Genomic DNA, 26463 nt, shown 5'->3' with positions numbered 1-26463 from the left:
CGCCAGCCCTTCGCCCGGACCCCACATGATCACCCTTGGCACGCCCCTGTCCCCGCATGCATACCGCGTGCTCCTGCTCGGTTCCGGCGAGCTCGGCAAGGAGGTGGCGATCGAACTGCAGCGTTTCGGTGTCGAGGTCATTGCCGCCGACCGTTATGCCGACGCGCCGGCGATGCAGGTGGCGCACCGCAGCCACGTCCTGGACATGCTCGACGGTGCTGCGATCCGCGCGCTGGTCGCGCTGGAGCGTCCGCACCTGATCGTGCCGGAGATCGAGGCGATCCATACCCAGACCCTGGTCGACCTTGAACGCGAGTTCGGCGAACGCGGCACGCAGACGCGGGTGATCCCGACCGCGCGCGCCGCGCGCCTGACCATGGATCGCGAGGGCATCCGCCGACTCGCAGCCGAGACCCTGGCCTTGCCGACCTCGCCGTACAAGTTCGTCGACACGCTCGAGGACTACCGTGCCGCCGTCGCCGCGATCGGCCTGCCGTGCGTGGTCAAGCCGGTGATGTCGTCGTCGGGCAAGGGCCAGAGCCTGGTCCGCGACGCCGACAGCATCGACAAGGCCTGGGACTACGCGCAGACCGGCGGTCGCGCCGGTGCCGGCCGCGTGATCGTCGAAGGCTTCGTCGACTTCGACTACGAAATCACGCTGCTGACGGTGCGCCACGTCGGCGGCACCACCTTCTGCGCGCCGATCGGCCACCTGCAGCGCGATGGCGACTACCGCGAGAGCTGGCAGCCGCAGCCGATGTCGACCAAGGCGCTGGCACGCGCGCAGGGCATCGCCCGCACCATCACCGATGACCTGGGCGGTTGGGGCGTGTTCGGGGTGGAATTGTTCGTGAAGGGTGATGATGTCTGGTTCAGCGAAGTCTCACCGCGACCGCACGATACTGGCCTGGTCACGCTGGCTTCGCAGGACCTGAGCGAGTTTGCCCTGCATGCGCGGGCAATCCTTGGATTGCCGGTGCCGTCGATCCGCGAGTACGGGCCGTCGGCTTCGTGCGCGGTGCTGGCGCAAGGCCACGGTGTGCCGGTGTTCGACGGCGTCGATGCGGCGCTGGCGCAGTCCGACACCCAATTGCGCCTGTTCGGCAAGCCGCGCGTCGAAGGCCACCGTCGTGTTGCGGTGACGCTGGCGTTGGCGGACGACATCGACACGGCACGCGAACGCGCACGGCGTGCCGCCGCCGCACTGCAGATCGACCTGCGCTGACGCCCCCTTCCGAGGAACCCGACCATGCTCGACGAGACCCAGGGTTACGCCGTGTTCCTCTATCCGCAGGCGCTGGAAGCGCTCGGAGAGGCCATCCGTCCGTACTTGCACGACGGTCCCAGCGGGCCGCATGTGCTTTGCAATTCGATCGACACCGGTGGTGCGCTGATCGAGATGACGATCGAGGGCCGCACGTCGGAGGGCCATGCGATCGCGGTGGAGTTGATGGTGCCCGCCAACATGGTGCGGATGATCGTGTCGGCGCGCAGCGATGGGGTGTTCGGTTTTGGTCCGCGGGTGGTGGTGCCGGCGGCCGATGTCGTGGCGGTGCCGCCGACGGCGCTGGCATCTGCGCAGACGGTACATGCGCCGGTGGAGATTCCGATGCCGGTGGTGGATCCGGTTACGCCGGTGATGGCGAAGCTGCCGCCGAAGGTGTAGTCAACAGCTTCACCGTAATCCCACCGTAACCCCCGACAGGCGTGGATCCAGCGACTTTGCCGTCACGCTCAGCGCGGCGCCATCCCCATATCCACCCACACCAGGTGGTGGTCGCTGCCATCGGCAATGGCGGCCTCGGGTTGCGTCGCCGCCGGCCAGAATACGCCGCTGCCTTCGATGCTGAATCCCACCGACGGCAGCACGTAATCCAGGCGCATCGTTCCGGCCTTGGGTCCGAAATCGCCCGTGGCGTGGGCCGGTGAGCCGCGGCGGGCGATGCCGGTTTTTGCGTAGCGCTGGCCCACTTCAATTGCACCCTCGCTGCGCGGCGTCGCGTAACGCGCCACGCGCGGGTGTTCGAGCAGTTCCACGATCGCATCGTGGTGCCCGTCGCCATCGGCCGGGTCGTTGTTGAGGTCGCCGGCGATGACGAAGCGTGCGTCGGCCGGCAGGCCGCCGCAGCGGCCCTGGTCATCGCACAGCCAGGCAGCAGTCGGTGACGAGAGATACTCGCGCCACAGACGGATCTCGTCGGCGTTGCGCACGCCGTTGCGGTCCTCGGGGCCGTCGAACACCGGCGGCGTCGGGTGCGACACCAGGAAATGCAGGACGCCCGCAGGTGTGCGCACCGGGACATCCCAGTGCGACTTCGATGACAGCCTCAGCTGCGACCAGATCGAGGCGGGGTACCAGGGTTTGCCGTTGCCAGGGTCGCGTGGCTGCGATGCTGCCGGCATCGCGCTCCACTTGAGCAACTGGAACGTGCGTACCTGGTCGGCGTCGATCGGATGACGCGACAACACCAGCATGCCGTACTGGCCGGGGTGCAGGCCGTAACCCCAGGCGTCATTGCCACGGTTGCGGCCACTGCCGCCGGCCTCGCCGTTGCCATCCAGGTCGAGCCCGCTGGGCACGCCGGTGTTGACCGGGGCGAGGTAGCGGTACGGGTACTTCAGCGGTTCGCCGCCGCCGGGCTGGGCGACTTCGAGGTAGTCGCGCTGGAACAGATCGGCCGCGGCGCCCTGTGCGTCGTAGTCGAACTCGTTGAGCAGCACCAGGTCCGGCCGAACGCGCTGGAGCACGGCGGCAATCTTGCGCGCGCCGGGATCGTTCGCCTGCAGGCGCCGGACCAGTCCGCCGTCCTGGTCGTCATAGAGCGAGGTGTTGTAGGTCGCCACGCGCAGGGTCGTGTCGCTTTCCATCGATCGGGCCCATGTTTCGGGGTCGCCCTTGATGTTCACCTGCATGCACGCGGCAAGCAGTGACAGGCAGGCGCAAACGAGAAGAGGGAGTCTGGTCATCGCGCGATGATGTCATGCCCGTGCGCCGGGGCAATGACAGGATCAGGCAAGCGGCAGGTCGTGCCAGTCGCGGCCGTCGAAGGCCTCCAGCGGGCGGAAGCGCCGCTTGTAGTCCATCTTCGGATGGCCCTGGATCCAGTAGCCAAGGTAGAGGTGGCGACGGCGCTCGCGCCGCGCCCATTCCAGCTGGTGCAGTATCGCCAGCGTGCCCAGGCCGCGTCCGGCCGCGTCCGGGTCGTAGAAGGTGTAGACCGCCGACAGCGCCGCTTCGGTGACGTCGGTGACCGCGACCGCCAGCAGCTTGCCGGGGCCGTGCGTGGATGCCTCGCGCAACTCCAGGAAGCGGCCTTCGCTCCAGCTGCCGATCAGGAACTGGTCGAACTCGGTGGCGCCATGCCCGTCCATGCCGCCGCCGGCGTGGCGGGCGGCCAGGTAGCGGCGATACAGCGCCAGTTGCTCGGCGGTGCGCTGGGTCGGCAGCACCCGCATCTCGACGCCGGCGTTGCGCGCCAGGCAGCGGCGCTGGCTGCGGTCGGGGACGAAGCGGTCGACCGGGATGCGCACCGCCACGCAGGCGCGGCAACCGGCGCAATGCGGGCGGTAGACGATGTCGCCGGAGCGGCGGAAACCCCAGCCCAGCGCATGCGGGTACCACTGCCGCAGGCGCGGGTCGCGCGGGTCGAGCACGAGGTCGCGGGCGACGCGCTCGGGCCAGTAGCCACAGGCGTGCTCGCCGGTGTGGAACAGGCGGAGATCGTCGCTGTCCTGCGGTTCGGTGCCCATGGCGCCAGCATAGCGCCGTGGCGCGTGAGGAAAACGCTGTCGCGCGACTGAACGCGGCCCGCCTGCTGTCAACCGCAACCGTGCCCGGGCGTTGATCTGGTCATCGGCGCCAACCGACGCCACCCGCAGGAGCTTTATCCATGAAACAGCGCAATTCCCTGTCCGCACTGCTGGCCGTGGCCATCGCCGCGATAGTGACTGCCGGCACCGCACTGGCCGCGACCCAGCCGGCCCCGGCGAGCGACGCCGGCCGCGCCACGCGTCCGAAACTCGACGTCAACAACGACGGTGCCATCGACCGCAACGAGGCCGCTGCCAACCCGCGCCTGGCAGCGAAGTTCGACCAGCTCGACAGCAACAAGGACGGCAAGCTGGACCGCTCCGAGCGTCCCCACCGCGGCGGCAAGGGCCATGGCCACGGCGGCATGGGCGGGCTGATCGATGCCGATGCCGACGGTGACGGCCGTATCAGCAAGACCGAGGCGGCATCGATGCCGTGGCTGACCCGGGACTTCGACCAGATCGACCACAACCGCGACGGTTACGTCGTCCGCAGCGAGCTGCGCAGCTACCACGAGAAGATGCGTCCGCAGCGCGAGGCCGAAGAGGCCAAGCGTGCCGAGGAGCGCTTCGCCGCCGCCGACCTCAATCACGACGGCAAGCTGAGCAAGCTGGAGGTCAGCGAGAAGATGCCGCAGCTCAGCAAGGGCTTCGCGTTCATCGACGAGGACCGCGACGGCTACCTGACCCGCGACGATCTCAGGCACTCACCGCGCCATTGAACTTTCCCGGCCGGGCGCGGTCGAGGAATGCACAACAACGCGCTTGGCTGTATGTGAATCCCAACTACCCGTGCCGAGTCTCCGCGGCACGGGTTTTTTTTTTCGTGTAGCCGCGCCCGCTACATCGACACGTGCTTGATGGTGCGCACGACCTTCCAGCCGCCACCGTCGACCTGCGTCACTTCCAGTGTCTTGTACGAGGCCGACATGCGGTGGTGGTAGGCGCTGTACTCGATCACGCCGGTGATGGCGTTGTCGTTGGCGGCATCGCGCTTCTGCGGACGGAAGGCGCGGACATCGACGATCAGTGCCGGCGCGCCGGTGGCGCGAAGCTGGCTGCCGACCTCGTCGTCGGGATTGCGCACGCATGCCGACCGGAGTACGACGCGGTGGCCGGGTTGCTGCATCGCGTTGACCAGCGTTTCCGGTGCGTCCTTGCCGTCGACGGCCAGGCACAGCACGTCCAGGCGCGCCTTGGGCAGTTCCTGCGCCAGCACCGCCGCCGCCAGCGGCTGCGGGATGGCCGCGGTGGAGCCGTCGAGCGGATGCTCCTTGAGTGCCTCGTTGGCGATGTCGAGGTTGACCGCGTGCCGGATCACCAGGCCGCCGATGATGACGATGCCCGCCATCAGCACCAGCTTGATCCGCAACATGCGCGACTGCTGGGGCGACTTGCCCTGGGCTTCGGGCTCGAAGCGGAAGCTGGGGCCGCGGAAGCTCTCGCGCGTGGACTCGAGCAGGCCTGCCTCGCGCAGGATCTCGCGGGCGCGCACCTGGTCCTCCGAGCGCACCACCCAGACCGCCGGCTTCGGGCCGCCGGGTTCGCTGTAGCTGAACGTGCCGCGGCGGCCACCCTTGTAGGAGCGACCGTTGGTGATGCGGACCTCGATGTCGGCATCGCGCATCATCTGCGCGACCTGCTCGACGTTTTCCAGGCGCTGGCTGCTGAAAACCTGTCTCATCGCGCGCTCATTCCTTCGCCGGCACTTGCGCGGCCGCAGCCGCATCGCGAACGACGCGGATCAGGCCTTCCTGCGCGGTGCTGGCGACCAGGCGGCCGTCGCGGTCGAAGATCTGCCCGCGGGCAAGGCCACGGCTGCTCTGCACGCTCGGGCTGTCGATCGAGTACAGCAGCCATTCGTCGGCGCGGAACGGACGGTGGAACCACATCGCATGGTCGAGCGAGGCCATCTGCACGTTCGGCTGGTAGTAGCTGATGCCGTGCGGGAAGGTCGCGGTGCCGAGCAGATGGAAATCGGAGGCGTAGGCGAGCAGGGCGCGGTGCAGTTCTGGGGCGTCGCCGACGCGCTCGCTCAGGCGGAACCAGACCTGCTGGTAGGGCGGACGCTTGGGCGGGTTGAGCTCGTCGCGCGGGTAGACGTGGCGGAACTCGAACGGTCCCTGTCGCGACAGCCAGCGCTGGACCTTGGTCGGCAGCGTCGCCATCACATGCTCGGGCACCGGCGGGGTCGGTTCGATGTCCTCGGGCTTGGGCACTTCGGGCATCGTCAGCTGGTGCTCCACGGACTGTTCGTCCTGCTGGAACGAAGCGGCCATGAAGAAGATCACCTCGCCGTGCTGGATCGCGGTGATCCGGCGCACCGAGAAGCTGCCGCCATCGCGGGTGCGGTCGATCTGGTAGACGATCGGCGCGGCGATGTCGCCGGCGCGCAGGAAGTAGGCGTGCAGCGAGTGCGCGCCGCGCGGCTCGACCATCGTCGCCTGCGCTGCCGACAGGGCCTGGCCGACCACCTGGCCACCAAAGACGTACTTGGTGCCGATGTCGCGGCTCTGGCCGCGGAACAGGTTGTCCTCCAGGCGCTCCAGCGACAGCAGCTCGACCAGCTCGGGAACGACTTGCTCGGAAGCGGGTGAGGTCATGCGGGCGCGGCTCTGGGAATCACAGGACCGGAAGTATACGGTGACGGGATCGCAGTCCCGCTCTAGGGCAAGCGCACCAGATCCACCGCCGCCATCACCTGTGCCCACGGAAACTGCGGCCCCGGGTCGAGCTTGCGCTGCACCTGCACCGAGGGGTCGTCGCTTGCGGCCACGGTCGTGGTGTCCAGGTCCTCGTGGCCGGCGATATGACGCAGCGACGGCACCGTGTTCTTCAGGTGCCGCAGCAGCGCCACCAGCGACTGGATCTGCTCGGGCGTGTAGCGCTCGCCCATGGCCTGGTGGTGGGCTGCCAGCCAGTCCGGGTAGCGGCCGCGGTTGACCAGCTCGATGCCGATGGCGCGCGGGTTGTAGCCGCGTACGTGGTGGGCGACCCGATCGAGAGGGACGTACTGGTGCAGGCTGCCATCGCGATCGATATAGAAATGACCGCTGTTGCCGGTCTGCGAGCCTTCGTAGAGCACTTCCTCGCCGAACCGGCGCGCCATCGCCAGGTCAGGCAGTTCGGTGCAGTGGATCACCGCCAGGTCGATCCGGTCGAGCGTGCGTGCCTCCAGGCGGTCCTGGTAGGGCAGGGGGTCGAAGGCGATCGGCGGGGTCGTGAGGTCGGGCGACATGGGGCCGGATGCTACCATTCGCCCCCGCCCGGCCTTGCTGGCCGCCGGCCCCGACGACATCCACGCCGACAGACACGCTGCGATGTGGACGTCGAGCCCTCCCGGATTGCGCGCCCAGGCGCCGGTTCGAACAGCGCAGATTGCCCAGACTGCACGGATCCCCGCCATGAAGTTCCCTCCCGCCGACTCCGAGCTCGGCAAATTGATGGCCATGCTGCCGCGCCAGGGCCGGGTCGAATGGATCGGCCTGCGCCCGCAGCGCGAAGTCGCCATGGAGCAGGTGACGCAGGTGCTCGCCCAGACCGGCGCAGGCCTGGTCGGCGACCGCTACAGCGGCGGCAGCGGCAAGCGCGGCATTACCCTGATCCAGGCCGAGCACCTGCCCGTGATCGCAGCACTGTCCGGGCATGAAGCCGTGGCGCCTGCGACGCTGCGCCGCAACCTCGTCGTCTCCGGGCTGCCACTGGTCGCGCTCAAGGGCCGCCGTTTCCGCATCGGCGAGGTGGTGCTTGAAGGCACCGACGACTGCGATCCGTGCTCACGCATGGAAGCCGCGCTCGGACCGGGCGGCTACAACGCGATGCGCGGCCATGGCGGGCTGTGCGCGCGCATTCTCGACGGCGGCACGATCCACCTCGGCGACGCCGTCGTCGCACTTCCTATTGACCAGCACGATTGAGCAGCACGAGTCGACCAGAGCATCCATGAGCAGCACGCGCGGACATTGCATCCTTTCCCACGGTTTCGAGAGCGGGCCCGACGCCACCAAGGTGACCGCGCTGGCCGACGTCGCCGAGCGCCTGGGCTGGAGCCACGAGCGCCCCGACTTCACCGACCTGGATGCGCGCCGCGACATCAGCGAGCTCGGCGACGTGCCCAGCCGGCTGCAGCGCCTGCTCGAGCTGGCGCGCGCTGCCGCATCGCGCGGCCCGGTGGTGCTGGCCGGTTCGAGCCTGGGTGCCTACATCTCCGGGCTGGTGTCGCTGCAGGTGCCGACCGCCGGCCTGTTCCTGATGGCGCCGCCGATCAAGATGGGCCCGGCGCCCCGCCTGGAAGCCGCCGCCGTGCCGACCTCGATCATCCACGGCTGGCACGATGAACTGATCCCGGCGAGCGAAGTCGTCGCCTGGGCGCATCCCCGCGGTTCGCGCCTGCTGCTGGTCAACGACGGCCATCGCCTGTCGGACCACGTCGAGGCCAGCGCCGATGCCTTCGCCTCCCTGCTGTCGGTGCTGTAAGCCATGAAATTCTTCGCAAGCTGCGGCAAGGGCCTGGAATACCTGCTCGCCGACGAACTGGTCGCACTGGGCTGCACACGCGCCACCGCGGCCATGGCCGGTGCCAACGTCGAAGGCAGCGCGCTCGATGCGCAGCGTGCGGTGTTGTGGTCGCGCCTGGCCAGTCGCGTGCTGTGGCCGATCGCCGAGTTCGATTGCCCCGACGAGCACGCCCTCTACGCCGGCGCCGCTGCCATCGACTGGCCGCAGCACCTGGCTCAGGGCGATACGGTCGCGGTCGACGCGCACGTGTCCGGCGATGCGATCACGCATGCGCGTTACGCCGCGCAGCGGGTCAAGGACGCGGTGGTCGACGTGATGCGCGCGCGCACCGGTTCGCGCCCGGACGTCGACGTCGAAGCGCCCGACCTGCGCCTGAACCTGGTGGTGCGCAAGGGCCGCGCGATCGTGTCGATCGATCTTGGCGGCGGCCCGATGCACCGCCGCGGCTGGCGCAGCAAGCAGGGCGAGGCACCGCTGAAGGAAAACCTCGCTGCTGCAGTGCTGATGCGCGGGCAATGGCCGAAGGTGTACGCCGACGGCGGTGCGCTGCTCGACCCGATGTGCGGCAGCGGCACGCTGTTGATCGAAGGCGCGCTGATGGCGGCCGATGTCGCCCCCGGCCTGCAGCGGCATGGCAACGGCGTACCGACGCGCTGGCTCGGCTTCGACGCGGCGTCGTGGCAACAGCTAGTGGACGTTGCGCGTGCGCGCGAGGCGGCCGGCATGAATGCCCTGCGCCCGGTGTTCTTCGGCAGCGATCTGGATCCGCATGCGATCCGTGCCGCGCAGGACAACGCCGTTCTGGCGGGCCTGGCCGGCGTGATCGACTGGCGCGTGGGCGACATTCGCTCGCTCGAGACCCCGGCCCTTTCCCGTCATTCCCGCCTGCGCGGGGATGACGGTGACGAAGACGGGGCCAGTGACGGGACCAGTGAGGGGACCAGTGAGGGGAGCGGGGCCGGAACGTCAGGCCTGGCCGTCTGCAACCCTCCCTACGACGCCCGCCTTGCCGCCGACGCCGCCCTTTATCGCGCGCTCGGCGACGGCCTCAAGCGCGCCGTTCCGACCTGGCGTGCCAGCCTGCTCTGCGGCGACGCCGACCTGGCACGCGCCACCGGCCTGCGCGCCGGCAAGAAGTATCAGCTGTTCAACGGTGCGATCGAGTGCACGCTGATCGTCTGTGATCCGATCGCGCCGCCGCAGCGCGAGCGGGCGGCCGACGAGCCGGCGCCTTCGTTGTCGGAAGGCGCACAGATGGTTGCCAACCGCCTGCGCAAGAACATCCGCAAGCTCAAGTCGTGGCGCGAGCGCGAGCACATCAGCTGCTATCGCGCCTACGATGCCGACCTGCCCGAGTACTCCGCCGCGATCGACGTCTACGTCACCGACGAGGCGACGCCGCGCACCTTCCTGCACGTGCAGGAATACGCCGCGCCGGCCGACATCCCCGAAGCGGTGCAGCGCAAGCGCCTCAACGAATTGCTGGCGGCGGCGCGCGAGGTGTTTGCGGTGCCGCGCGAGAACGTCGCGCTGAAGACCCGCGCCCGCGGCAAGGGCGGCAGCAAGTACGGCCAGTTCGATTCGCGTGGCGAGCTGTTGACGGTGCGCGAGGGCGATGCACGCCTGCGCGTGAACCTGTTCGACTACCTCGATACCGGCCTGTTCCTCGACCACCGGCCGATGCGCCTGCGCATTGCATCCGAGGCGGAAGACACGCGCTTCCTCAACCTGTTCGGTTACACCGGCGCCGCCACTGTCCACGCTGCAGCAGGCCGTGCCCGCAGCACCACCACGGTCGACCTGTCGGCGACCTACCTGGAGTGGTGCGCCGACAACCTGCGCGAGAACAATCTCGGCGGCACCCGCCACCGCCTGGTGCAGGCCGACGCGCTGACCTGGCTGGAAGCCGACACGCAGCAGTACGACCTGATCTTCTGCGACCCGCCGACGTTCTCCAACTCCAAGCGCGCCGACGACTTCGACGTGCAAGCCGAGCACGTGCGCATGCTGCGCGCGGCGGTGGAGCGCCTGGCCGACGGTGGCGTGCTGTACTTCTCCAACAACTTCCGCCGCTTCCGCCTGGACCAGGCGGCGATCGCGCAGTTCGCCGAATGCGTCGACATCAGCGCGCAGACCATCCCGCCCGATTTCGAGCGCGATGCCCGTATCCATCGCTGCTGGCGCCTGCAGCGCCTGGCCTGAGGTGAACCCATGCGCCGGCTGACGCTCCCGAAAGGTTCGTGGACGTTCTTCCGGCAGTGGCTGCGCAATCCCGCGCGCACCGCGGCGGTGACACCGTCCGGTCGCGACCTGGCCGCGGCAATGGTCACCGCCTTGCCCGATGGCGCGCGTCGCGTGATCGAGCTGGGCGGCGGCACCGGGGCGATCACCCGCGCATTGCTGGCGCGCGGCATCCTCGGTCGCGAACTGCTGGTGCTGGAACTCAACGAGGAACTGCACGCGCACCTGCGCGCGCGATTCCCGCAGGTTCGCATCGTGCTCGGCGACGCCCGCGACCTGCTGCAGCTCGTCGGCGCCGATGGCTATCTCAACGACGGGCCGGCCGACGCGATCGTGTCAGGCCTGGGTTTCCTGGGCATGCCGCGCGGTACCCAGCGCGAGATCCTGCAGGCTGCCTTCGACTGCCTGCGTGACGGCGGACGCTTCCTCCAGTTCACTTACGGCCCGCAGTCGCCGTTCGCCGCGGACGTGGTCGAGGAGCTGGGTCTGGAAGTCGAGCGTGGCGAGTTCGTCCTGCTGAACGTGCCGCCGGCGACGGTCTATGTGCTCGCCCGGCGCGGCTGAGCGCCCCGGCCGGCGACCCTCGGCGCCGTAATGGATCGTTCCATCGGCGACGCTGGCGGCGCTGCCGCGCGCCCCCGACATTGAGCGGCAGTCAACCAGTCATCCGGAGTACGCCATGAGCCATCCCGACATCAGCCAGGACTTCGCCCGCATCGGCCGCGTCATCCGCGGCATGCCGGCTTCCGACGGCGCCGGCGTACGCCTGACCCGCGTCATCGGCACGCCGCAGCTGGACATGCTCGATCCGTTCCTGATGCTCGACGAATTCGGCACCGACAAGCCCGAGGATTACCTCGCCGGCTTTCCCGACCACCCGCACCGCGGCTTCGAGACCGTGACCTACATGCTGGACGGGCGCATGCGCCACAAGGACAACCACGGCAACGAGGGCGTGCTGGTGCCCGGCAGCGTGCAGTGGATGACCGCCGGCCGCGGCCTGGTCCATTCGGAGATGCCCGAGCAGCACGAAGGCCGCATGCGCGGCTTCCAGCTGTGGGTGAACCTGCCGGCGAGCGAGAAGATGGCGCAGCCGCAGTACCAGGAATTCGCACCCGACCGCATCCCGCAGCTGCAGCCGGCGCCGGGCGTCACGGTGAAGCTGATCGCCGGTCGCATCGGTGACGTCGCCGGACCGATCCAGCAGCCGGCGACCGATCCGGTCTATCTGGACATCGAGCTGGCCGCAGGGGCCGTGTGGGAGTACCAGCTGCCCGACGGTCACAACGCGTTCGCCTATGCCTTCGAAGGCGAGGGCACGGTGGGCGATGGCGATGACGCGCGGGCGTTGTCGACGCAGCAGCTGGCCGTGCTTGGCGGCGGCCGCGTGTTCAAGCTCCGGGCCGGCAGCAAGGGTGTGCGCGTGATCCTGGTCGCCGGTCGACCGCTGCGTGAGCCGGTGGCCCGCTACGGCCCGTTCGTGATGAACACGAAGGAGCAGATCATGCAGGCGTTCGTGGACTTCCAGGAAGGGCGGTTCTGAGGTCGTGCGTTCGCCCCGGGTGCGCGTTGCTTACCCGGGCTACGCGATGAAAAAGGCCACGCCCTCTGGCGTGGCCTTTTTGTTTGGTCGCGCCGGGAGCTACTTGTCGTCGCCCAGCCAGCGATAGATCACGCCGCCGAGCAGGCCGCCTGCGATCGGTGCCACCCAGAACAGCCACAACTGCGAGATGGCGGTAGCGCCGGCGAACACGGCCACGCCCGTCGATCGCGCCGGGTTCACCGACGTGTTGGTGACCGGGATGCTGATCAGATGGATCAGCGTCAGCGCCAGGCCAATGGCCAGCGGCCCGAAGCCGGCCGGTGCGCGCGGATGGGTCGCACCCAGGATCACCACCAGGAACATCGCGGTCATCACGACTTCGCACAGGAACGCCGCAGCGATCGAATAGCCACCTGGCGAATGCGATCCGTAACCGTTGCTGGCAAACGCGCCGGCCGAGTTGGGGTCGACAGCGAAGGTGGCCGTGCCGCTGGCGATCTGCCAGAGGATGAAGCCGGCAAACAGGCCGCCGAGCACCTGGGCAATGATGTAGGGAAGCAGGTCCCGTGCCGGGAAGCGGCCGCCGGCCCACAGGCCGAAGCTCACCGCCGGGTTGAAGTGACCGCCGGAGATGTGCCCGAGCGCGTAGGCGCCGGTCAGCACCGTCAGGCCGAACGCGAGCGCCACGCCGAGAAAACCGATACCCAGCGGATTGCCATCGCCACCAAAGTTGGCCGCCAGCACCGCGCTGCCGCAACCGCCCAGTACCAGCCAGAACGTGCCGATGAACTCTGCCCCAAGACGCTTGATCATGCTGCCTCCAGTTCCTTCCTTGCGAAGTGACGGAAGCCCGGGCCTTGCTGCCAACCATCCGCCCGGGCGGTGCTGATGCAGTCTTCTTGCCCTGCCGCAAGGCGGGGCGGGCCTATCTTAGGGGAAGGGGAAGTGCGGGCGCCGTGTAGGCGCGTTCTCGTCAGAGACGGGCCGGGCATCGGCCTGCGAGGTGCCGCAGCCCGGCCAGCGGGCAAAGGCACGGCCTTCCCGCCTGCGCGGAGAGGGGCCATAAGGATCTGCAGGCGCAGCTGCGCCCGCGAGCCGCGGCCAGGCCGCGGCGTCACCAGGACTTACTTGCTGCTCAGTCGCGTCGCCGGGAAACGGATCGACTGCGCGAGCATGATCGAGTTGCCGAGCTGCGCATCGCTGGCCTGCAGCCAGATGTGCGCCGTACGTCCGTCGGGCAGTTCGATCAGCGTTTCACGCACCTGCACATCGGGCTTGATCGCTACTTCGCCCTTGTACCAGTACATGCTCTGACCATCGATCATGCCCGCTTCGGCGCGGTTGCCGCGCTTGGGCGAGAACGGTGATTTCGACGCGATGTACAGGCCGAAAGCCTCAGAGCCATCTTCGCGCAGCGCCCGACAGAAGTCGGCTCCGCCACTGCCCTTGTATTCCCAGACCAGCCCCGAGCTTGCGGGCAGTTGTGGACACGTCCCCTGATCCTGCGCCTGTGCGTTCGCCGCGAACATGAGCCCGGCGAGCACGGGCAGGGCCGACATACGCCATGCCGTCGTTTTCACGACTAACCCCCTGTGGTCAATTGCCTAACAGCCCCAAACCCCGAAACGCCAGACCGGGTTGATCAAAACGTGATCAAGTCGCCCGATCTGGACCGAACATAGTCCAGAAAGCAGCACTTGACAAATAACGATGCTTAATAGGCGAGTGACCGGGCTTATGGATTGGCCGGTCGGGGGTGGTCAGGGGCGGGCGTCGGGGCTGGGTGGCCCGGACAGGGCTCAGCGCTCGGGCAGGGGGATGAACTCGTCGTCGCCGGGGACCTTGCCAAAGCGGCCCTCAGACCAGTCCTGCTTGGCCTGCTCGATCCGCTCCTTCGAGCTGGAGACGAAGTTCCACCACAGGTGGCGCGGACCGTCGAGCGGCTCGCCGCCCAGCAGCATGGCCTTGACCGGGGTGCGTGCGCGCAGCTTGGGCCGGGTGCCGGGGTCGAGCACCACCAGGTGCATTGCCGGGATGTCGGCGCCGTCGAGCTGGGCGTCGCCCTCCAGGACATACAGCGCCCGCTCGGCATGGCCGTCGTCGAGCGCCAGCTCGGCATCGGCGTCCAGGTCGATGGCGACGTACAGGGTTCCGCTGCAGACCTTCACCGGCGACTCCTCGCCATAACCGCGGCCGGCGACGACACGCAGCCAGCTGCCGTTGCGGCGCTGTTGCGGCAGCGTGGCCGCCGGGTGGTGGAAGAAACCGGGGGCGGCCTCCTCGTCCGAGCGCGGGCAGCGCGACCCAGGTCTGCATGCCGTGCAGCGGATGCTCGTGCTCACGCAAGGTCGAAGGCGTGCGCTCGGAGTGGGCGATGCCGCGCCCGGCGGTCATCCAGTTGACGTCGCCGGGGTTGATGTCCTGTTCGCTGCCGAGGGTGTCGCGGTGCGTGATCGATCCCGACCACAGGAAGGTCACCGTTGCCAGGCCGATGTGCGGATGCGGGCGGACGTCGATGCCACGCCCCGGCTCGAACACCGCCGGACCCATGTGGTCGACGAACACGAACGGGCCGACCGAGCGTGCCTGGATGCTGGGCACCGCACGCCGGACCTGGAATCCGCCGAGGTCGTGTACGCGCGGTGAAACGATCGTGGTCATGTCGGTTCCTCGTCGTTGTCGGTGCAGGTGGCAGCTTGGCATGCAATCAACGAGCGCTGCGTTGCGTTTCGTGAAACAGCTCGTTGTGAGGCAGTCCGTTGTGAGGCAACCGGGTCAGCGCGGTGCTTCGTCCAGGCGCAGCGTGGCGGCCGGTGCGGCGCCGGGCGCCAGGCCGACCAGTGTCAGCGTCCATTGCCCCACGGACTGTGGCGTCGGGTCCGCGCTGTGCAGGACGACATCGACCGGCTTGCCCGATTGTTCGAACACCAGCCTCACTTCCGCATCGCCCGCCCACACGCATTGCACGGAGGCCGGACAACGCGAATCGTTGGCCACGCCGACGTACCGCAGGGATGCCTGTCCCGGCAGCGATGCCTGTTCGCCCGGTTGCAGGGTAAAAGGCTGGCTCGCCGTTACCGGCATGCCGGCGCGGACCGGGCCGCTGCAGCCGGTGCAGGCAAGCAGCAGCGCGGCGGTGAGGGAAATCAGTGTCGTTCGCGGGCTCATGGCCGCGATTGTAAGCGGCGATGTGAAGTGGTCGTGCAGGCGTGGTGACTAGAATCGATCCCAGTCCTCCGCCAGGAATGCCATGACCAGGAAGCTGCGCTGGTTCGGGATCGCTGCCATCGTGCTGGTCGTGGCCTCGGCGCTGTCGGTCTTCTCCTATGGCCGTTTCGCCGAGCATGCCCGCGGCGCGCCGTCGCAGGCCATGGCCGCCGACCGGATCGAGACGCCGATCGACCGCGCGATCGCGCCAATGACGCAGGCGCGTCCCGGCGAAGCCGGGCTGTCGCTGATCACCGACAACCTCGACGCGTTCGCGGCGCGCGCACTCGGCGCACGCGTGGCCGGTCGCAGCCTGGACCTGCAGTACTACATCTGGAAGCCCGACCTGACCGGCAACCTCATCGTCCATGAAATCCTGCGCGCCGCCGACCGTGGCGTCCGGGTGCGCCTGTTGCTGGACGACCTCAACGCGCACAAGAAGGACTCGGTACTGGCCGCGCTGGACCAGCACGAGAATGTCGAAGTGCGCATGTTCAATCCCTCGCGCGGGCGCGCATCGAGTTTCATGCGTGGCGTGGAAATGCTGTTGCGTGGCTTCAGCCTCAATCGGCGCATGCACAACAAGGCCTGGATCGTCGACGGCCGGATCGCCGTGGTCGGAGGCCGCAACATCGGCGACGAGTACTTCGGCGCGTCGTCGGAATCGAACTTCATGGATGCCGACCTGGCGGTGGTCGGACCGCCGGTGAAGGAGACCGCGGACATCTTCGACGCATTCTGGAACAGCGCTTCGGCGATTCCGCTGGCCGCGCTGGTCGACAGCGACGAAGTTTCGCTGCAGCGACTGCGGCGGATCGTCGACCTCGAGTACAAGTCGCGCAATGCCCATCCCTACCTGGCCAAGCTGCGCGAGTCGCCATCGATCGCCGCGCTGCTGCGAGGCGAGAAGCTGCCACGCTGGACGCGCGACGCCCACGTCTATTCCGACCCGCCAGAGAAGGCCGAAGGTGCTGCGCGCAAGGGCTGGCTGGCGGACGTGCTGGTACCGGCGGCCATTGCCGCCCGCCGTCAGCTGTTCATCATCTCGCCGTACTTCGTCCCCGGCGACGAAGGCGTGGCCGCGCTGGTGGCGATGCGCAAGCGCGGCGTCCACGTCGGCGTGCTGACCAACTCGCTGGCGGCCACCGATGTCGCGGCCGTGCATGGCGGCTATGCGCCCTATCGGCTGCCGCTGCTCGAAGGTGGCGTCGACCTGTTCGAATTGATGGCCACTGGTGGCCAGGGCGGGCGGGGCAGTGGCTCGGGCGGTGGCAGCGGCTTTGGTTCCAGTGACGCCAGCCTGCACACCAAGGCGTTCGTGGTCGACGACACCGTCGGCTTCGTCGGCTCGTTCAACCTCGATCCGCGTTCGATCAATCTCAATACCGAGATGGGGATCCTCTTCAGCGACCGCCAGCTCAGCGGCGACCTGCAGGAGAACTATCGGCTCAAGACCGGTGCGCGCAGCAGTTACAAGCTGTGGCTGGACGACGGCGAGCTGCGCTGGCGCGACGGCTCGGCCGAACCTCCGCGGGAGTGGACCCATGAGCCCGCGGTGGGCGTGGGCAGGCGCGCAATCGCGCGCGTGATCGGCTGGCTGCCGGTCGAATCGCAGCTGTAGCGCCGCCATCTCCGCGAGCATGTCATCCCCGCGAAGGCGGGGATCCAGGGACGTTGTCCTACTGCCGGCCTTCCTCGAGCGTCGCCTTGCCATCCGCGCCGACACGTACGGTCGTCAGCCGGTCGTACTCCGCTTCGCTCATCTCGGCAACGGTGCAACTGCACAAGGCGGCGGCAATGCCGGGAACGGTGTTGCTGTGGCCGACCACCAGCACCGTCTGGCCGGAGTGCTCGCGCTTCAGTCGCGACGAGAAATCGGCCGCCGGCTCCTTGGCGTCGTAGCTGATGACCTGCAGCCCGTGCCCGCGGGCGGTCGGCGCGGCCGTCTGCCGGGTCCGGCGGAAGTCCGTCGAATAGACGGCGTCGAGCGGCACGTCGGCCAACCGCACCGCCAGCGCATCGGCGCGGGCCAGGCCGGCGGGGGTCAGTTCCGGGTCCTTGGATCCGTCCGGCACCTTCTCGGCGTGGCGCACCAGGATGAAAGTGGTTGCCGGCGGTGGCGTGGACGCGCAACCGGCGAGCAGGGCCAGGGCGAGCAGGACGGGCAGGGCGAACTTCATCGTGCGTTCCGCGCAGTGGATTGCGCGCACGATAACCCGCCGGCTGCCGCCATGCCCGCGACGCCAGTCACGCCAGTCAGGCCGGCTGCAATGCCGTGACCATGCCGCGCGCCGCAAGCAGCCGCGACTGTGCATCCGGCAGGTCCAGCGTCATGCGCAGCTTGTCCGGCCCTTCCATGCGATAGAGCTTGGGCTGGCCCTGGATCAGGCGGATGATCGCCATCGGGTCGACGTTGGGTTTCTCCACGAACTGCACGCGCCCGCCCTTCTCGCCCAGATCAAGCTTGCGGATGCCCAGCGCGGTCGCGCGCTGCTTGAGTTCGGCAATGGCGAACAGGTGCTTGGCCGCGTCGGGCAACAGGCCGAAGCGGTCGATCATCTCCACCTGCAGCTCGCGCAGTTCGTCGCCGTCGCGGGCGCCGCTGATGCGCTTGTACAGCGTCAGGCGCGTATGCACGTCCGGCAGGTAGTCATCCGGGATCAGCGCCGGCACGTGCAGCTCGACGTCGGCGCCGCGGGCATGGCTGCCATCGACATCGGGCAGCTCGCCGCGCTTGATCGAGCGCACCGCGCGTTCGAGCAGCTCGGTGTACAGGCTGAAGCCGACCTCGGCCATCTGTCCGCTCTGTTCCTCGCCGAGCAGCTCGCCGGCGCCGCGGATCTCGAGGTCGTGCGTGGCCAGGGTGAAGCCGGCACCGAGCTCGTCCATGGCCGCGATCGCATCCAGGCGCTTGCGTGCATCGGCGGTGATCGACTTCTTGTCCGGGACCACCAGGTAGGCATAGGCACGGTGGTGGCTGCGGCCTACGCGGCCACGCAGCTGGTGCAGCTGTGCCAGGCCGAACTTGTCGGCGCGGTTCATGATGATGGTGTTGGCGTTGGGGATGTCGATGCCCGATTCGATGATCGTCGTCGACAGCAGCACGTTGAAGCGCTGCTTGTGGAAGTCGAGCATCACCCGTTCCAGTTCGCGCTCGGGCATCTGGCCGTGGGCGACGCCGATACGCGCCTCCGGCACCAGTTCCTCCAGCTGACGCTGCATGCGGCCGATGCTTTCGACGTCGTTGTGCAGGAAGTACACCTGGCCGCCGCGCGAGAGCTCGCGCTGGAACGCTTCGCGCAGCTGCGCGTCATCCCACGGCACCACGAAGGTCTGCACCGCCAGGCGGTGCGCGGGCGGGGTGGCGATGATCGACAGGTCGCGCAGGCCTGCCATGGCCATGTTGAGCGTGCGCGGGATGGGGGTGGCGGTCATGGTCAGCAGGTGGACGTTGGCGCGCAGCGCCTTCAGCGCCTCCTTCTGGCGCACGCCGAAGCGCTGTTCCTCGTCGACGATCACCGCGCCCAGGTCCTTGAAGCGCACGTCCGGCTGCAGCAGGCGATGGGTGCCGACGACGACGTCGATCTTGCCCTCGGCCACCTTCTCCAGCTCGGCCTTGATCTCCTTGGCGGTCTTGAAGCGTGACAGCACCTCGACCTTGAGCGGCCAGTCGGCGAAGCGGTCGCGCATGGTGCGGTAGTGCTGCTCGGCCAGCAGCGTGGTCGGCACCAGCACGGCGACCTGCTTGCCGGCGGCAGCGGCGACGAAGGCCGCGCGCACCGCGACCTCGGTCTTGCCGAAGCCGACGTCGCCGCAGATCACCCGGTCCATCGGCTGGCTGGAGCCCAGGTCGCGGATGACCGCTTCGATCGCAGCGTGCTGGTCGGGTGTTTCCTCGAATGGAAATGCAGCTGCGAATGGCTCGTACATGCTGCGGTCGATGTCGATCGCCAGGCCGGCGCGGGCCTGGCGCTTGGCCTGGATCTCCAGCAGCTCGGCGGCGACATCGCGGACCTTCTCTGCCGCCTTGCGCTTGGCCTTGGTCCACTGCTCGCCACCGAGCGAGTGCAGCGGCGCGGTTTCGTCGGAGGCGCCGGAGTAGCGGTTGATCAGGTGCAGTTGCGCGACCGGCACGTACAGGCGGTCACCCTTGGCGTATTCGATCTCCAGGTACTCGCCCGGCAGGCCGCCGGCTTCCAGCGTGATCAGGCCACGGTAACGGCCGACGCCATGATCCTCGTGGACGATCGGCGCGCCTTCGCTGAGCTCGCCCAGGTCGCGGATGATCGCCTCGGGCTCGCGGCCGACACGGCGGCGCCGGCGCGGCTGGCTGGCGCGCTCGGGGAAGAGCTGGCGCTCGGTCAGCACCGCGAGCGCGGGCTCGCTGATGGCAAAGCCGTCGTCAAACGGCGCGACGGCGATCGCGAACCGACTCTGCCCCTGCGGCGGCGCGAATGCCGGCCAGCCTGACACGACCTCGGGCCTCAGGTCCGCTGCCTGCAGCAGCTCCAGCAGCGCTTCTCGACGCCCGGCCGAATCGGCAGCGATCAGCACGCGTCCCGGATAGCTGCCAAGGAAAGACTTCAATGCATCGGCTGGGGCGTGGTCGCGCGCTGCGATCGGCAGCGCCGGTGCCGGCTGGTCGCCGAGCGCTTCGGCGCGGTCGCGCTGCGGATGGCCTTCGCCGCAGACTTCGACGCGGTTGCCTTCATTGAGGCGCTCACGCAGCGCATTCGGCGCCAGGTACAACGCATCCGGCGGCAGCAGCGGCCGCTCGAGATCGTGGCGTCGCTGCTCGTAGCGTTCGCCGGTGTTGCTCCAGAACTGTTCGGCCGCCTCCAGTGCGCCGTCGCCGATCACCGGCAAGGTATCGGCGGCGAGGTAGTCGAACAGCGTCGCGGTCTTGTCGAAGAACAACGGCAGGTAGTACTCGATTCCCGGTGGCGTCAGCCCGGCCTTGAGGTCCTGGTACAGCGCGCTGCGGCGGGTATCGAGGTCGAAACGGTCGCGCAGGGCGTCGAGCGCGCGCTTGAGCGAGGCGTCATCGAGCGGGACTTCGCGGCCCGGCAACAAGTGCACCGAATCGATCTTGTCGAGCGAGCGTTGCGATTCCGGATCGAACGCGCGGATGGTGTCGATCTCGTCGTCGAGCAGCTCGACGCGGAACGGTTGCTCGGCGCCCATCGGATAGACATCGAGCAGGCCGCCGCGCACGGCGAAATCGCCCGGGTCCAGCACCTGCGGTACGTGACGGTAGCCGGCCGATTCGAGCCGGCGCTTCTCCGCGTCCAGGTCCAGGCGCTGGCCCAGCTTCACGTCGAAGCTGCCGCCGACGATGTGCTTGAGCGGTGCCAGCCGCTGCAGCAGGGTCTGCACCGGCACGATCACGATGCCGCGCTTGAGCGTGGGCAGTCGGTGCAGTGCCGACAGGCGCTGGCTGACGATGTCCGGGTGCGGGCTGAAGATGTCGTAGGGCAGGGTTTCCCAGTCCGGGAATGCCAGCACCGGCACTTCGGCCTGTCCGGCCAGCAGCGTCTGCAGGTCGGACTCCAGCTGGTGCGCGGTGTGGTTGTCGCGTGCGACTGCGAGCACCGGTCCCGTGTGCGCGCGGGCCGCCGAGGCGATGTGGAAGGCCAGTGCGGAAGGCGATGCCGGCGCGCGCCACCAGGCGCGCTGCTGTCCGGCCTTCGGCAAGGGCGGAGTGGGGAAATCGGTCTTCGGCATCGGGGGGATCTCGATCGAGAAAACGAATGCAGCGCCGGCAGCCATCGCCGCCAGCGCAAAGAGGCTGCATTTTACGTGAGTGGGGCGGGCAGGGCCCGGACGCCCGCTGCGCTCGGGACGCCCGGGGCTGGACCGCAGCGTTCCACCAGTCACGAAAATAATCGCTTGCAATTAGATAGCGTACTATATAAAGTGCGCAGCATGAAGACCGCAGCCACCAGCAAGGCAACCCGGGCCAAGGCGCCGCAGACGCTCGACGAGCAGCTCTGCTTCGCCCTGTACTCGACCGGGCTCGCGCTCAACAAGGTCTACCGCAAGCTGCTCGGCCCGCTCGGCCTGACGTACCCGCAGTACCTGGCGATGCTCGTGCTATGGGAGCGCGACCAGATCACGGTCAGCGAGATCGGCGAGCGCCTGTTCCTGGACTCGGCCACGCTGACGCCGCTGCTCAAGCGGATGCAGGCGGCCGGTCTGATCACCCGCACCCGCGCGCTCGACGACGAGCGCCAGGTGATCATCGCGCTGACGCAGGAAGGGCGCGCCCTCAAGGCCCGGGCGCGAACGGTTCCGGCCGAGCTGGTCTGCGCGGCGGAGTGCTCGCTCGAGGAAATGGTGTCGCTCAAGCAGCAGCTCGAGTCCCTGCGCGGGAGCCTGGCGAAGAACGCATGACCGTCCACGCGCCTGACATATACATAGCGCACGATCAACTGGCGCACTAGTTACAACACCGCCGGAAACGGCACATCCCCCCGCAAGCCCCAAAGGAGTCATCCCATGTCGCTCGACAAAGTCCTCTACACCGCCCATGCCACCGCCACCGGCGGCCGCGACGGTCGCGCCGTCTCCTCCGACAACGTGCTCGACATCAAGCTCACCACGCCGCGTGAACTCGGCGGCGGCGGCGGCGAGGGCACCAATCCGGAGCAGCTGTTCGCAGCCGGCTACTCGGCCTGCTTCATCGGCGCGCTGAAGGTTGTCGCCGCGCGCGAGAAGATCGCACTGCCGGCCGACGCCAGCATCGAAGGCAGCGTCGGCATCGGCCCGGTTGGCCAGGCCTTCGGCATCCAGGCCGAGCTGAAGATCTCGCTGCCGGGCCTGCCGCGCGAGCAGGCTGAAGCGCTGGTCGAGAAGGCCCACCAGGTCTGCCCGTACTCGAACGCGACCCGCGGCAACATCGACGTCACCCTGACCATCGTCTGATCAAGGCTGCTTGCACGCCTTGCGCAGGAGCCAGTCCGCTGGCTCCTGCTGCAGCCGGGGCGCGATCTGCTACGGGCGCGCTTCGAGCACCAGGTTGAACGGAGTCTGCGTGGCGCGGCGGAAGCGCTTGAATCCGGCTTCCTCCAGCACCGCGCGCAATCGCGCTTCCCCGGCCTGCGCCCCGAGCGCCGGTCCGTTGCGTGCCAGCGATACCGGCACGCAGATCTGCGATGACGCGCCGTAGTAGACGCGACCGACCGGATTGAGATTCTCCTCGACGCTGTCGCCAGCGAACGGCTCGACCAGCAGGCAGGTGCCGTCTGGCTTGAGTGCGTGCAGGGCATGCCGGGCTGCACCGACCGGGTCGGCCATGTCGTGCAGGCAGTCGAAGAACGCGATCAGATCGAAGTGGTCGCCGCGGTATCCGGTGGCGTCGGCGACCTCGAAATAGGCGTTGTCGACGCGCGCCTGGCGGGCGCGTTCACTGGCCACCTCGATCGAGCCAGCGTGGTAGTCGTAGCCGATGAAGCTCGATTTTGGAAACGCCTGCGCCATCAGCGTCGTGCTCGCGCCGTGCCCGCAACCGACATCCGCGGCCTTGCCGCCGGCCTTGAGTTTCTCGATCACGCCGTCGAGCGCCGGCAACCAGCTGGTGATCAGGTTTGCGTTGTAACCGGCGCGGAAGAAGCGCTCGGTGCCGTGGAACAGACACGGGTGGTGCTCACCCCATTCCATGCCCTTGCCGGTCCGGAAGTTGTCCTTGGTGCGCTCCAGCGCATGGAACGTCGCCTCGACCAGCGAATAGGCGCCGGGCAGGTCGACCGGTCCACCCGGGTCGGCCAGGCACAGGGCCTGCTCGGGACTGAGCGAATACGTGTCGGCGGCCGCGTCGTACTCGACATAGCCACCCGCGGCCTGGTTGCCGAGCCACTCGCGCACATAGCGCTCGTTGGTGTCGGTTTCCGATGCCAGCTGCACGGAGTTCATGGGTCGTTTCGCCAGGGCGCGATACAGGCCGAGCTGGTCGCCGATCAGCATCAGCGTGGCGCTCATCGCCGCGCCGAGGTCGCCTACGGCGTGGCCAAGGAACTGGTTGAGGCGTTCTTCGTTTACGGTCATGGCGGGGTCCGGAAGGGGTGGGGTCCTTCCATGGACGCGCGGCAGCACCCTGCCGCAGGCCCCCCGAGCAAAGAATTGAACGCGGCAACGCCGTCCTTGCGGACAGGTCAGGCCTTGCGTGCCTTCAGGTCCAGTGCGACCCGGATCAGGCCCGGCGCGTCCTGCTGGAACTCGCGCTGGAAGCCCAGTGACTCGGCCAGCGAAAGCATCGCCTGGTTGTGCTCGAACACATCCCCGTACACGCGCTCGAGCTTCTTGCCGCGGGCCCATTTCACCAGACGCGTCATCAGGTACCGGCCCAGGCCCATGCCCGCCACGTAATGGCTGACCAGGATGGCGAACTCGGCATCCTTGCCGTTCTCGTCGATGGCAATGCGGGCCACCGCGCCGACCAGGGCTTCGCCCGGAGGCAGCGGCTCGGCCGCGACCAGTGCGAATTCAGTCTTGGGGTTGATCCGCGCCATCCGCTCGGCCATGTCCGCGGTGAGCTCCTTGAGCGCATACAGGAAGCGCTGTCGGACCTCTTCGGGCTCAAGCAGGGAGAAGCTCGCGCGGATCGGTTCGGCGTCTTCCGGCCGAATCGGGCGTATGAGCACTTCGCGCCCGTTGGGAAGGCGCATTCTTTCGTGCCAAGGCGGGAGGCGTTCGCGCGCGGCCATGGGCGGATATTGGCACACTTCGTCGCAGAGGCGTATTCACAATCTTCACAGGACGGCCCCGGGCGCGTGCCGTTCATCGGGCGGCCCAGGGCCGGACATGACAGGACAGGGGACAGGCAGATGAACGAGAACACGTTGCGCGGCTGGCTGGAGCCCTGGCCGGGGGTGGAGGAGTCGGTGAAGTGGGAGGACGACCTGGTCTTCTCGGTGGCCGGCAAGATGTTCTGCGTGATCTGCCTGCGCGGACCGAAGGCGGGGAGCATGAGCTTCAAGGTCGAGGACGAACGGTTCCTGGAGCTGACCGAGCGACCCGGGTTCATCCCGGCCCCGTACCTGGCCCGGGCGCACTGGGTGTACATCGAGCAGCCCAAGCGGGTTCCCGCCGACGAGCTGCGCGCCCTGGTGCGTCGCAGCTACGAGCTGGTCCGCGAAAAACTGCCCAAGCGCACGCAGCGCGAACTGGCCGACTGATCGCATCCTGATCGCGTCGCGGCAGCGCGGGTCGGCCATGCGCCGATGCTAGACTCGCGCGGTTCAGGTTCCGCGCGCAGCCGCGACCAGGCGCGCGCTGGACAGCGACAACATCAGCGACCCAAAAAACCAAGGAAGAAACATGGCAGGTGGTGGTGATTCGACCCGCGCGATCCTGTTTGCGCTGGGCGCCAATTTCGCGATCGCGGTCGCCAAGGGCGTGGCCGCGTTCTTCACCGGCTCAAGCGCGATGCTGGCAGAGACGGTGCATTCGCTGGCCGACTGCGGCAACCAGTTGCTGCTGTTGCTGGGCATGCGCCAGGCCCGCAAGCCGCCATCGCCGGAATACCCGCTCGGCTATGGCAAGGCGATCTACTTCTGGTCGTTCCTGGTGGCGGTGATGCTGTTCACCGTCGGCGGCATGTTCTCGCTGTACGAGGGCATCCACAAACTGCAGCATCCCGAACCGATCAAGCATTGGTACTGGGCTGCGGGCGTGCTGACGTTCGGCATCATTGCCGAGGCGGTGTCGATGCGGGCCTGCCTGGTCGAGGTCAACAAGGCGCGCGGCGACCGCAACCTGTGGCAGTGGTTCCGCGAGAGCCGCCAGGCCGAACTGGTGGTGATCTTCGGCGAGGACCTGGCGGCGCTGTTCGGCCTGGTGTTCGCGCTGGTGGCGGTGCTGCTGGCCGCGGTCACGGGCAATCCGCTGTGGGATGCGATCGGCACGATCACCATCGGTGCGTTGCTGATCGTGGTCGCGGTGTTCGTCGCGATCGAGGTCAAGGCGATGCTGATCGGGCAAAGTGTGGACCCTGCGCGTCAGAAGCAGATGCGCGAGTTCCTCGATGCGCGCCCGGAGATCACGCGCGTGATCAGCCTGATCACGCTGCAGCTGGGCAACGAGGTGCTGGTTTCGGTGCAGGCGCAGATGCGCGAGGAGCACAGCGTCGGGACTCTGATGGATCAGATCAATACGGTCGAGCGGGCGCTCAAGCAGAGTTTCCCGGAAGTGCGATGGAGCTTCTTCGAGCCGGATCGCAAGGCGGACTGAGGTCGTCACCATCGTCCCGGCGAACGCCGGGACCCAGGCCTAAGCCGCGCGCACCAGCCACTCCACCCGGCTGGCCGCGCCCGGCCCTTCGCCGAGCACCCTGGCCAGCAGCGGAAGTACGCCGGCCAGCGACTGGTCCAGCTGCCAGGGCGGGTTGAGTACCAGCAGGCCGCTGCCGTTCATGCGCAGCGGAGAGTCGTCGGCCCGGACCTGCAGTTCGGCCACGAACGACGACTTGGCCGGGATCGCCGCCGCACGCCGGTAGAACGGCTGCAGTGCGCGACGCAGCTTGATCGGGTACCACAGGGCGAACGTGCCCTGCGGCCAGCGGCTGATGCCTTCGCGCAGTGCCGCGATGGCGGTGTCGAACTCTTCCAGCTGCGCTTCGTACGGCGGGTCGATCAGTACCAGGCCGCGGTTGTAACGGGTTTCGCCGATACGGGCCGGCAGCAGGGCTTTCATCGCCGCATAGCCGTCGCGCGCATGCACGGCCACGCGCGGGTCGCGCTCGAACACGGCCTTGAGCTGGCCGGCTTCCTCCGGCTGCAGTTCGCAGGCGGCGATGCGGTCCTGCTCGCGCAGGGCGTGGGCGAGCAGCCAGGGCGAGCCCGGATAGCTGGCCTGGCCATGTTCGTGGCGACAGGCGCGGATCGCGGCCAGGTAGCGGGCCACCGCAGGATGCCTGGGCGCCTCGGCAATCAGCCGGCCGATGCCGCCCTCGGCCTCGCCGGTGCGCTGCGCCGAATTGCTGTCGAGCGCGTACAGACCACGGCCGGCGTGGGTATCGAGTGCGAACACCGGCGCCGGCTTGGCGACCAGGGCATCGCAGATCGCCAGCAGCGCGATGTGCTTGAGCACGTCGGCATGGTTGCCGGCGTGGAACGCGTGACGGTAATTCATGGGGGGCGGGGGAGCGG

Annotated in this window: 26 protein-coding genes and 1 pseudogene; 13 read left to right on the top strand and 14 right to left on the bottom strand. The window is 68.3% G+C overall.

What is annotated here, in order from left to right:
• The first annotated feature begins 25 nt into the window (after positions 1–25).
• Entirely contained in the window at positions 26–1225 is a 1200-nt protein-coding gene (gene purT, locus MNR01_RS05615) for a formate-dependent phosphoribosylglycinamide formyltransferase (protein ID WP_241919949.1), read from the top strand.
• A 24-nt stretch (positions 1226–1249) separates the two neighbouring features.
• On the top strand, positions 1250–1666 hold the full coding sequence (locus MNR01_RS05610; protein WP_241919948.1) for a hypothetical protein: 417 nt from the start codon (positions 1250–1252) through the stop codon (positions 1664–1666).
• A 68-nt stretch (positions 1667–1734) separates the two neighbouring features.
• Here MNR01_RS05610 and MNR01_RS05605 read toward each other — a convergent pair whose 3' ends face one another.
• Entirely contained in the window at positions 1735–2967 is a 1233-nt protein-coding gene (locus MNR01_RS05605) for an endonuclease/exonuclease/phosphatase family protein (RefSeq protein ID WP_241919947.1), read from the bottom strand.
• A 42-nt stretch (positions 2968–3009) separates the two neighbouring features.
• Positions 3010–3750, bottom strand: a complete 741-nt coding sequence (locus tag MNR01_RS05600) for an arginyltransferase (protein WP_241919946.1) — start codon at positions 3748–3750, stop codon at positions 3010–3012.
• A gap of 140 nt (positions 3751–3890) precedes the next feature.
• On the opposite strand from MNR01_RS05600, the gene MNR01_RS05595 reads away from it, so the two are divergent.
• Positions 3891–4532 (top strand): calcium-binding protein, encoded by a 642-nt coding sequence (locus MNR01_RS05595; RefSeq protein ID WP_241919945.1) that lies wholly within the window; start codon positions 3891–3893, stop codon positions 4530–4532.
• Between the two features lie 119 nt (positions 4533–4651).
• On the opposite strand, the gene MNR01_RS05590 is transcribed toward MNR01_RS05595, so the two are convergent.
• The 3 genes from MNR01_RS05590 to MNR01_RS05580 form a co-directional block, all read right to left on the bottom strand.
• On the bottom strand, positions 4652–5494 hold the full coding sequence (locus tag MNR01_RS05590; RefSeq protein ID WP_241919944.1) for a hypothetical protein: 843 nt from the start codon (positions 5492–5494) through the stop codon (positions 4652–4654).
• A gap of 7 nt (positions 5495–5501) precedes the next feature.
• On the bottom strand, positions 5502–6413 hold the full coding sequence (tesB, locus tag MNR01_RS05585) for an acyl-CoA thioesterase II (RefSeq protein ID WP_241919943.1): 912 nt from the start codon (positions 6411–6413) through the stop codon (positions 5502–5504).
• A 62-nt stretch (positions 6414–6475) separates the two neighbouring features.
• The gene (locus MNR01_RS05580) at positions 6476–7048 is read right to left on the bottom strand and encodes an N-acetylmuramoyl-L-alanine amidase (protein ID WP_241919942.1); all 573 of its coding nucleotides are present in this window, start codon (positions 7046–7048) and stop codon (positions 6476–6478) included.
• A gap of 166 nt (positions 7049–7214) precedes the next feature.
• Here MNR01_RS05580 and MNR01_RS05575 point away from each other — a divergent pair, with 166 nt between their 5' ends.
• From MNR01_RS05575 to MNR01_RS05555, 5 genes are all read left to right on the top strand, one after another.
• Complete coding sequence (locus MNR01_RS05575) at positions 7215–7727, top strand: MOSC domain-containing protein (RefSeq protein ID WP_241919941.1); 513 nt, start codon at positions 7215–7217, stop codon at positions 7725–7727.
• 25 nt (positions 7728–7752) lie between these two features.
• Positions 7753–8286, top strand: a complete 534-nt coding sequence (locus tag MNR01_RS05570; RefSeq protein ID WP_241919940.1) for a hypothetical protein — start codon at positions 7753–7755, stop codon at positions 8284–8286.
• 3 nt (positions 8287–8289) lie between these two features.
• A complete protein-coding gene (gene rlmKL / locus MNR01_RS05565; RefSeq protein WP_241919939.1) occupies positions 8290–10530 on the top strand; it encodes a bifunctional 23S rRNA (guanine(2069)-N(7))-methyltransferase RlmK/23S rRNA (guanine(2445)-N(2))-methyltransferase RlmL in 2241 nt (746 codons plus the stop codon).
• Between the two features lie 9 nt (positions 10531–10539).
• On the top strand, positions 10540–11133 hold the full coding sequence (locus tag MNR01_RS05560) for a methyltransferase domain-containing protein (RefSeq protein ID WP_241919938.1): 594 nt from the start codon (positions 10540–10542) through the stop codon (positions 11131–11133).
• A 115-nt stretch (positions 11134–11248) separates the two neighbouring features.
• Entirely contained in the window at positions 11249–12112 is an 864-nt protein-coding gene (locus MNR01_RS05555; protein ID WP_241919937.1) for a pirin family protein, read from the top strand.
• 99 nt (positions 12113–12211) lie between these two features.
• Here the strand turns inward: MNR01_RS05555 and aqpZ are convergent, their stop codons facing one another.
• The 4 genes and pseudogenes from aqpZ to MNR01_RS05535 all read right to left on the bottom strand — a co-directional run bounded on the left by aqpZ (position 12212) and on the right by MNR01_RS05535 (position 15280).
• On the bottom strand, positions 12212–12925 hold the full coding sequence (gene aqpZ / locus MNR01_RS05550) for an aquaporin Z (protein ID WP_241919936.1): 714 nt from the start codon (positions 12923–12925) through the stop codon (positions 12212–12214).
• A gap of 311 nt (positions 12926–13236) precedes the next feature.
• The gene (locus MNR01_RS05545) at positions 13237–13671 is read right to left on the bottom strand and encodes a hypothetical protein (RefSeq protein ID WP_241919935.1); all 435 of its coding nucleotides are present in this window, start codon (positions 13669–13671) and stop codon (positions 13237–13239) included.
• Between the two features lie 240 nt (positions 13672–13911).
• Positions 13912–14773, bottom strand: a pseudogene (locus MNR01_RS05540) (pirin family protein).
• A 114-nt stretch (positions 14774–14887) separates the two neighbouring features.
• Positions 14888–15280 (bottom strand): hypothetical protein, encoded by a 393-nt coding sequence (locus MNR01_RS05535; protein WP_241919934.1) that lies wholly within the window; start codon positions 15278–15280, stop codon positions 14888–14890.
• An 82-nt stretch (positions 15281–15362) separates the two neighbouring features.
• Between MNR01_RS05535 and MNR01_RS05530 the strand changes: the two genes are divergently transcribed.
• Positions 15363–16940 (top strand): phospholipase D family protein, encoded by a 1578-nt coding sequence (locus MNR01_RS05530; protein WP_241919933.1) that lies wholly within the window; start codon positions 15363–15365, stop codon positions 16938–16940.
• Between the two features lie 58 nt (positions 16941–16998).
• Here the strand turns inward: MNR01_RS05530 and MNR01_RS05525 are convergent, their stop codons facing one another.
• The gene (locus tag MNR01_RS05525; protein ID WP_241919932.1) at positions 16999–17499 is read right to left on the bottom strand and encodes a phosphoglycerate mutase family protein; all 501 of its coding nucleotides are present in this window, start codon (positions 17497–17499) and stop codon (positions 16999–17001) included.
• Positions 17500–17575: 76 nt separating this feature from the next.
• On the bottom strand, positions 17576–21043 hold the full coding sequence (gene mfd, locus MNR01_RS05520) for a transcription-repair coupling factor (RefSeq protein WP_241919931.1): 3468 nt from the start codon (positions 21041–21043) through the stop codon (positions 17576–17578).
• Between the two features lie 201 nt (positions 21044–21244).
• Between mfd and MNR01_RS05515 the strand changes: the two genes are divergently transcribed.
• Entirely contained in the window at positions 21245–21712 is a 468-nt protein-coding gene (locus tag MNR01_RS05515) for a MarR family transcriptional regulator (RefSeq protein WP_241919930.1), read from the top strand.
• A 105-nt stretch (positions 21713–21817) separates the two neighbouring features.
• Positions 21818–22243: an organic hydroperoxide resistance protein gene (locus MNR01_RS05510; protein WP_241919929.1), complete on the top strand. Its 426-nt coding sequence runs from the start codon at positions 21818–21820 to the stop codon at positions 22241–22243.
• A gap of 69 nt (positions 22244–22312) precedes the next feature.
• Here MNR01_RS05510 and MNR01_RS05505 read toward each other — a convergent pair whose 3' ends face one another.
• Entirely contained in the window at positions 22313–23362 is a 1050-nt protein-coding gene (locus MNR01_RS05505; RefSeq protein WP_241919928.1) for a class I SAM-dependent methyltransferase, read from the bottom strand.
• A 107-nt stretch (positions 23363–23469) separates the two neighbouring features.
• Positions 23470–24021, bottom strand: coding sequence for a GNAT family N-acetyltransferase (locus tag MNR01_RS05500; RefSeq protein ID WP_241919927.1), 552 nt, complete (start codon positions 24019–24021; stop codon positions 23470–23472).
• 120 nt (positions 24022–24141) lie between these two features.
• On the opposite strand from MNR01_RS05500, the gene MNR01_RS05495 reads away from it, so the two are divergent.
• Both MNR01_RS05495 and MNR01_RS05490 read left to right on the top strand, forming a co-directional pair.
• Positions 24142–24492: an MmcQ/YjbR family DNA-binding protein gene (locus MNR01_RS05495; RefSeq protein ID WP_241919926.1), complete on the top strand. Its 351-nt coding sequence runs from the start codon at positions 24142–24144 to the stop codon at positions 24490–24492.
• 142 nt (positions 24493–24634) lie between these two features.
• Positions 24635–25546 carry a cation diffusion facilitator family transporter gene (locus MNR01_RS05490; protein WP_241919925.1) on the top strand — a complete coding sequence of 304 codons (912 nt, stop codon included), beginning with the start codon at positions 24635–24637 and terminating at the stop codon, positions 25544–25546.
• 39 nt (positions 25547–25585) lie between these two features.
• On the opposite strand, the gene rlmJ is transcribed toward MNR01_RS05490, so the two are convergent.
• Positions 25586–26446 (bottom strand): 23S rRNA (adenine(2030)-N(6))-methyltransferase RlmJ, encoded by an 861-nt coding sequence (gene rlmJ / locus MNR01_RS05485; protein ID WP_241919924.1) that lies wholly within the window; start codon positions 26444–26446, stop codon positions 25586–25588.
• Positions 26447–26463 lie beyond the last annotated feature (17 nt).

This window comes from Lysobacter sp. S4-A87, assembly GCF_022637455.1.
GTDB lineage: Bacteria > Pseudomonadota > Gammaproteobacteria > Xanthomonadales > Xanthomonadaceae > Lysobacter_J.
The sequence above is the reverse complement of the archived record's forward strand: the minus strand, read 5'-3'. Positions and strand labels throughout refer to the sequence as shown.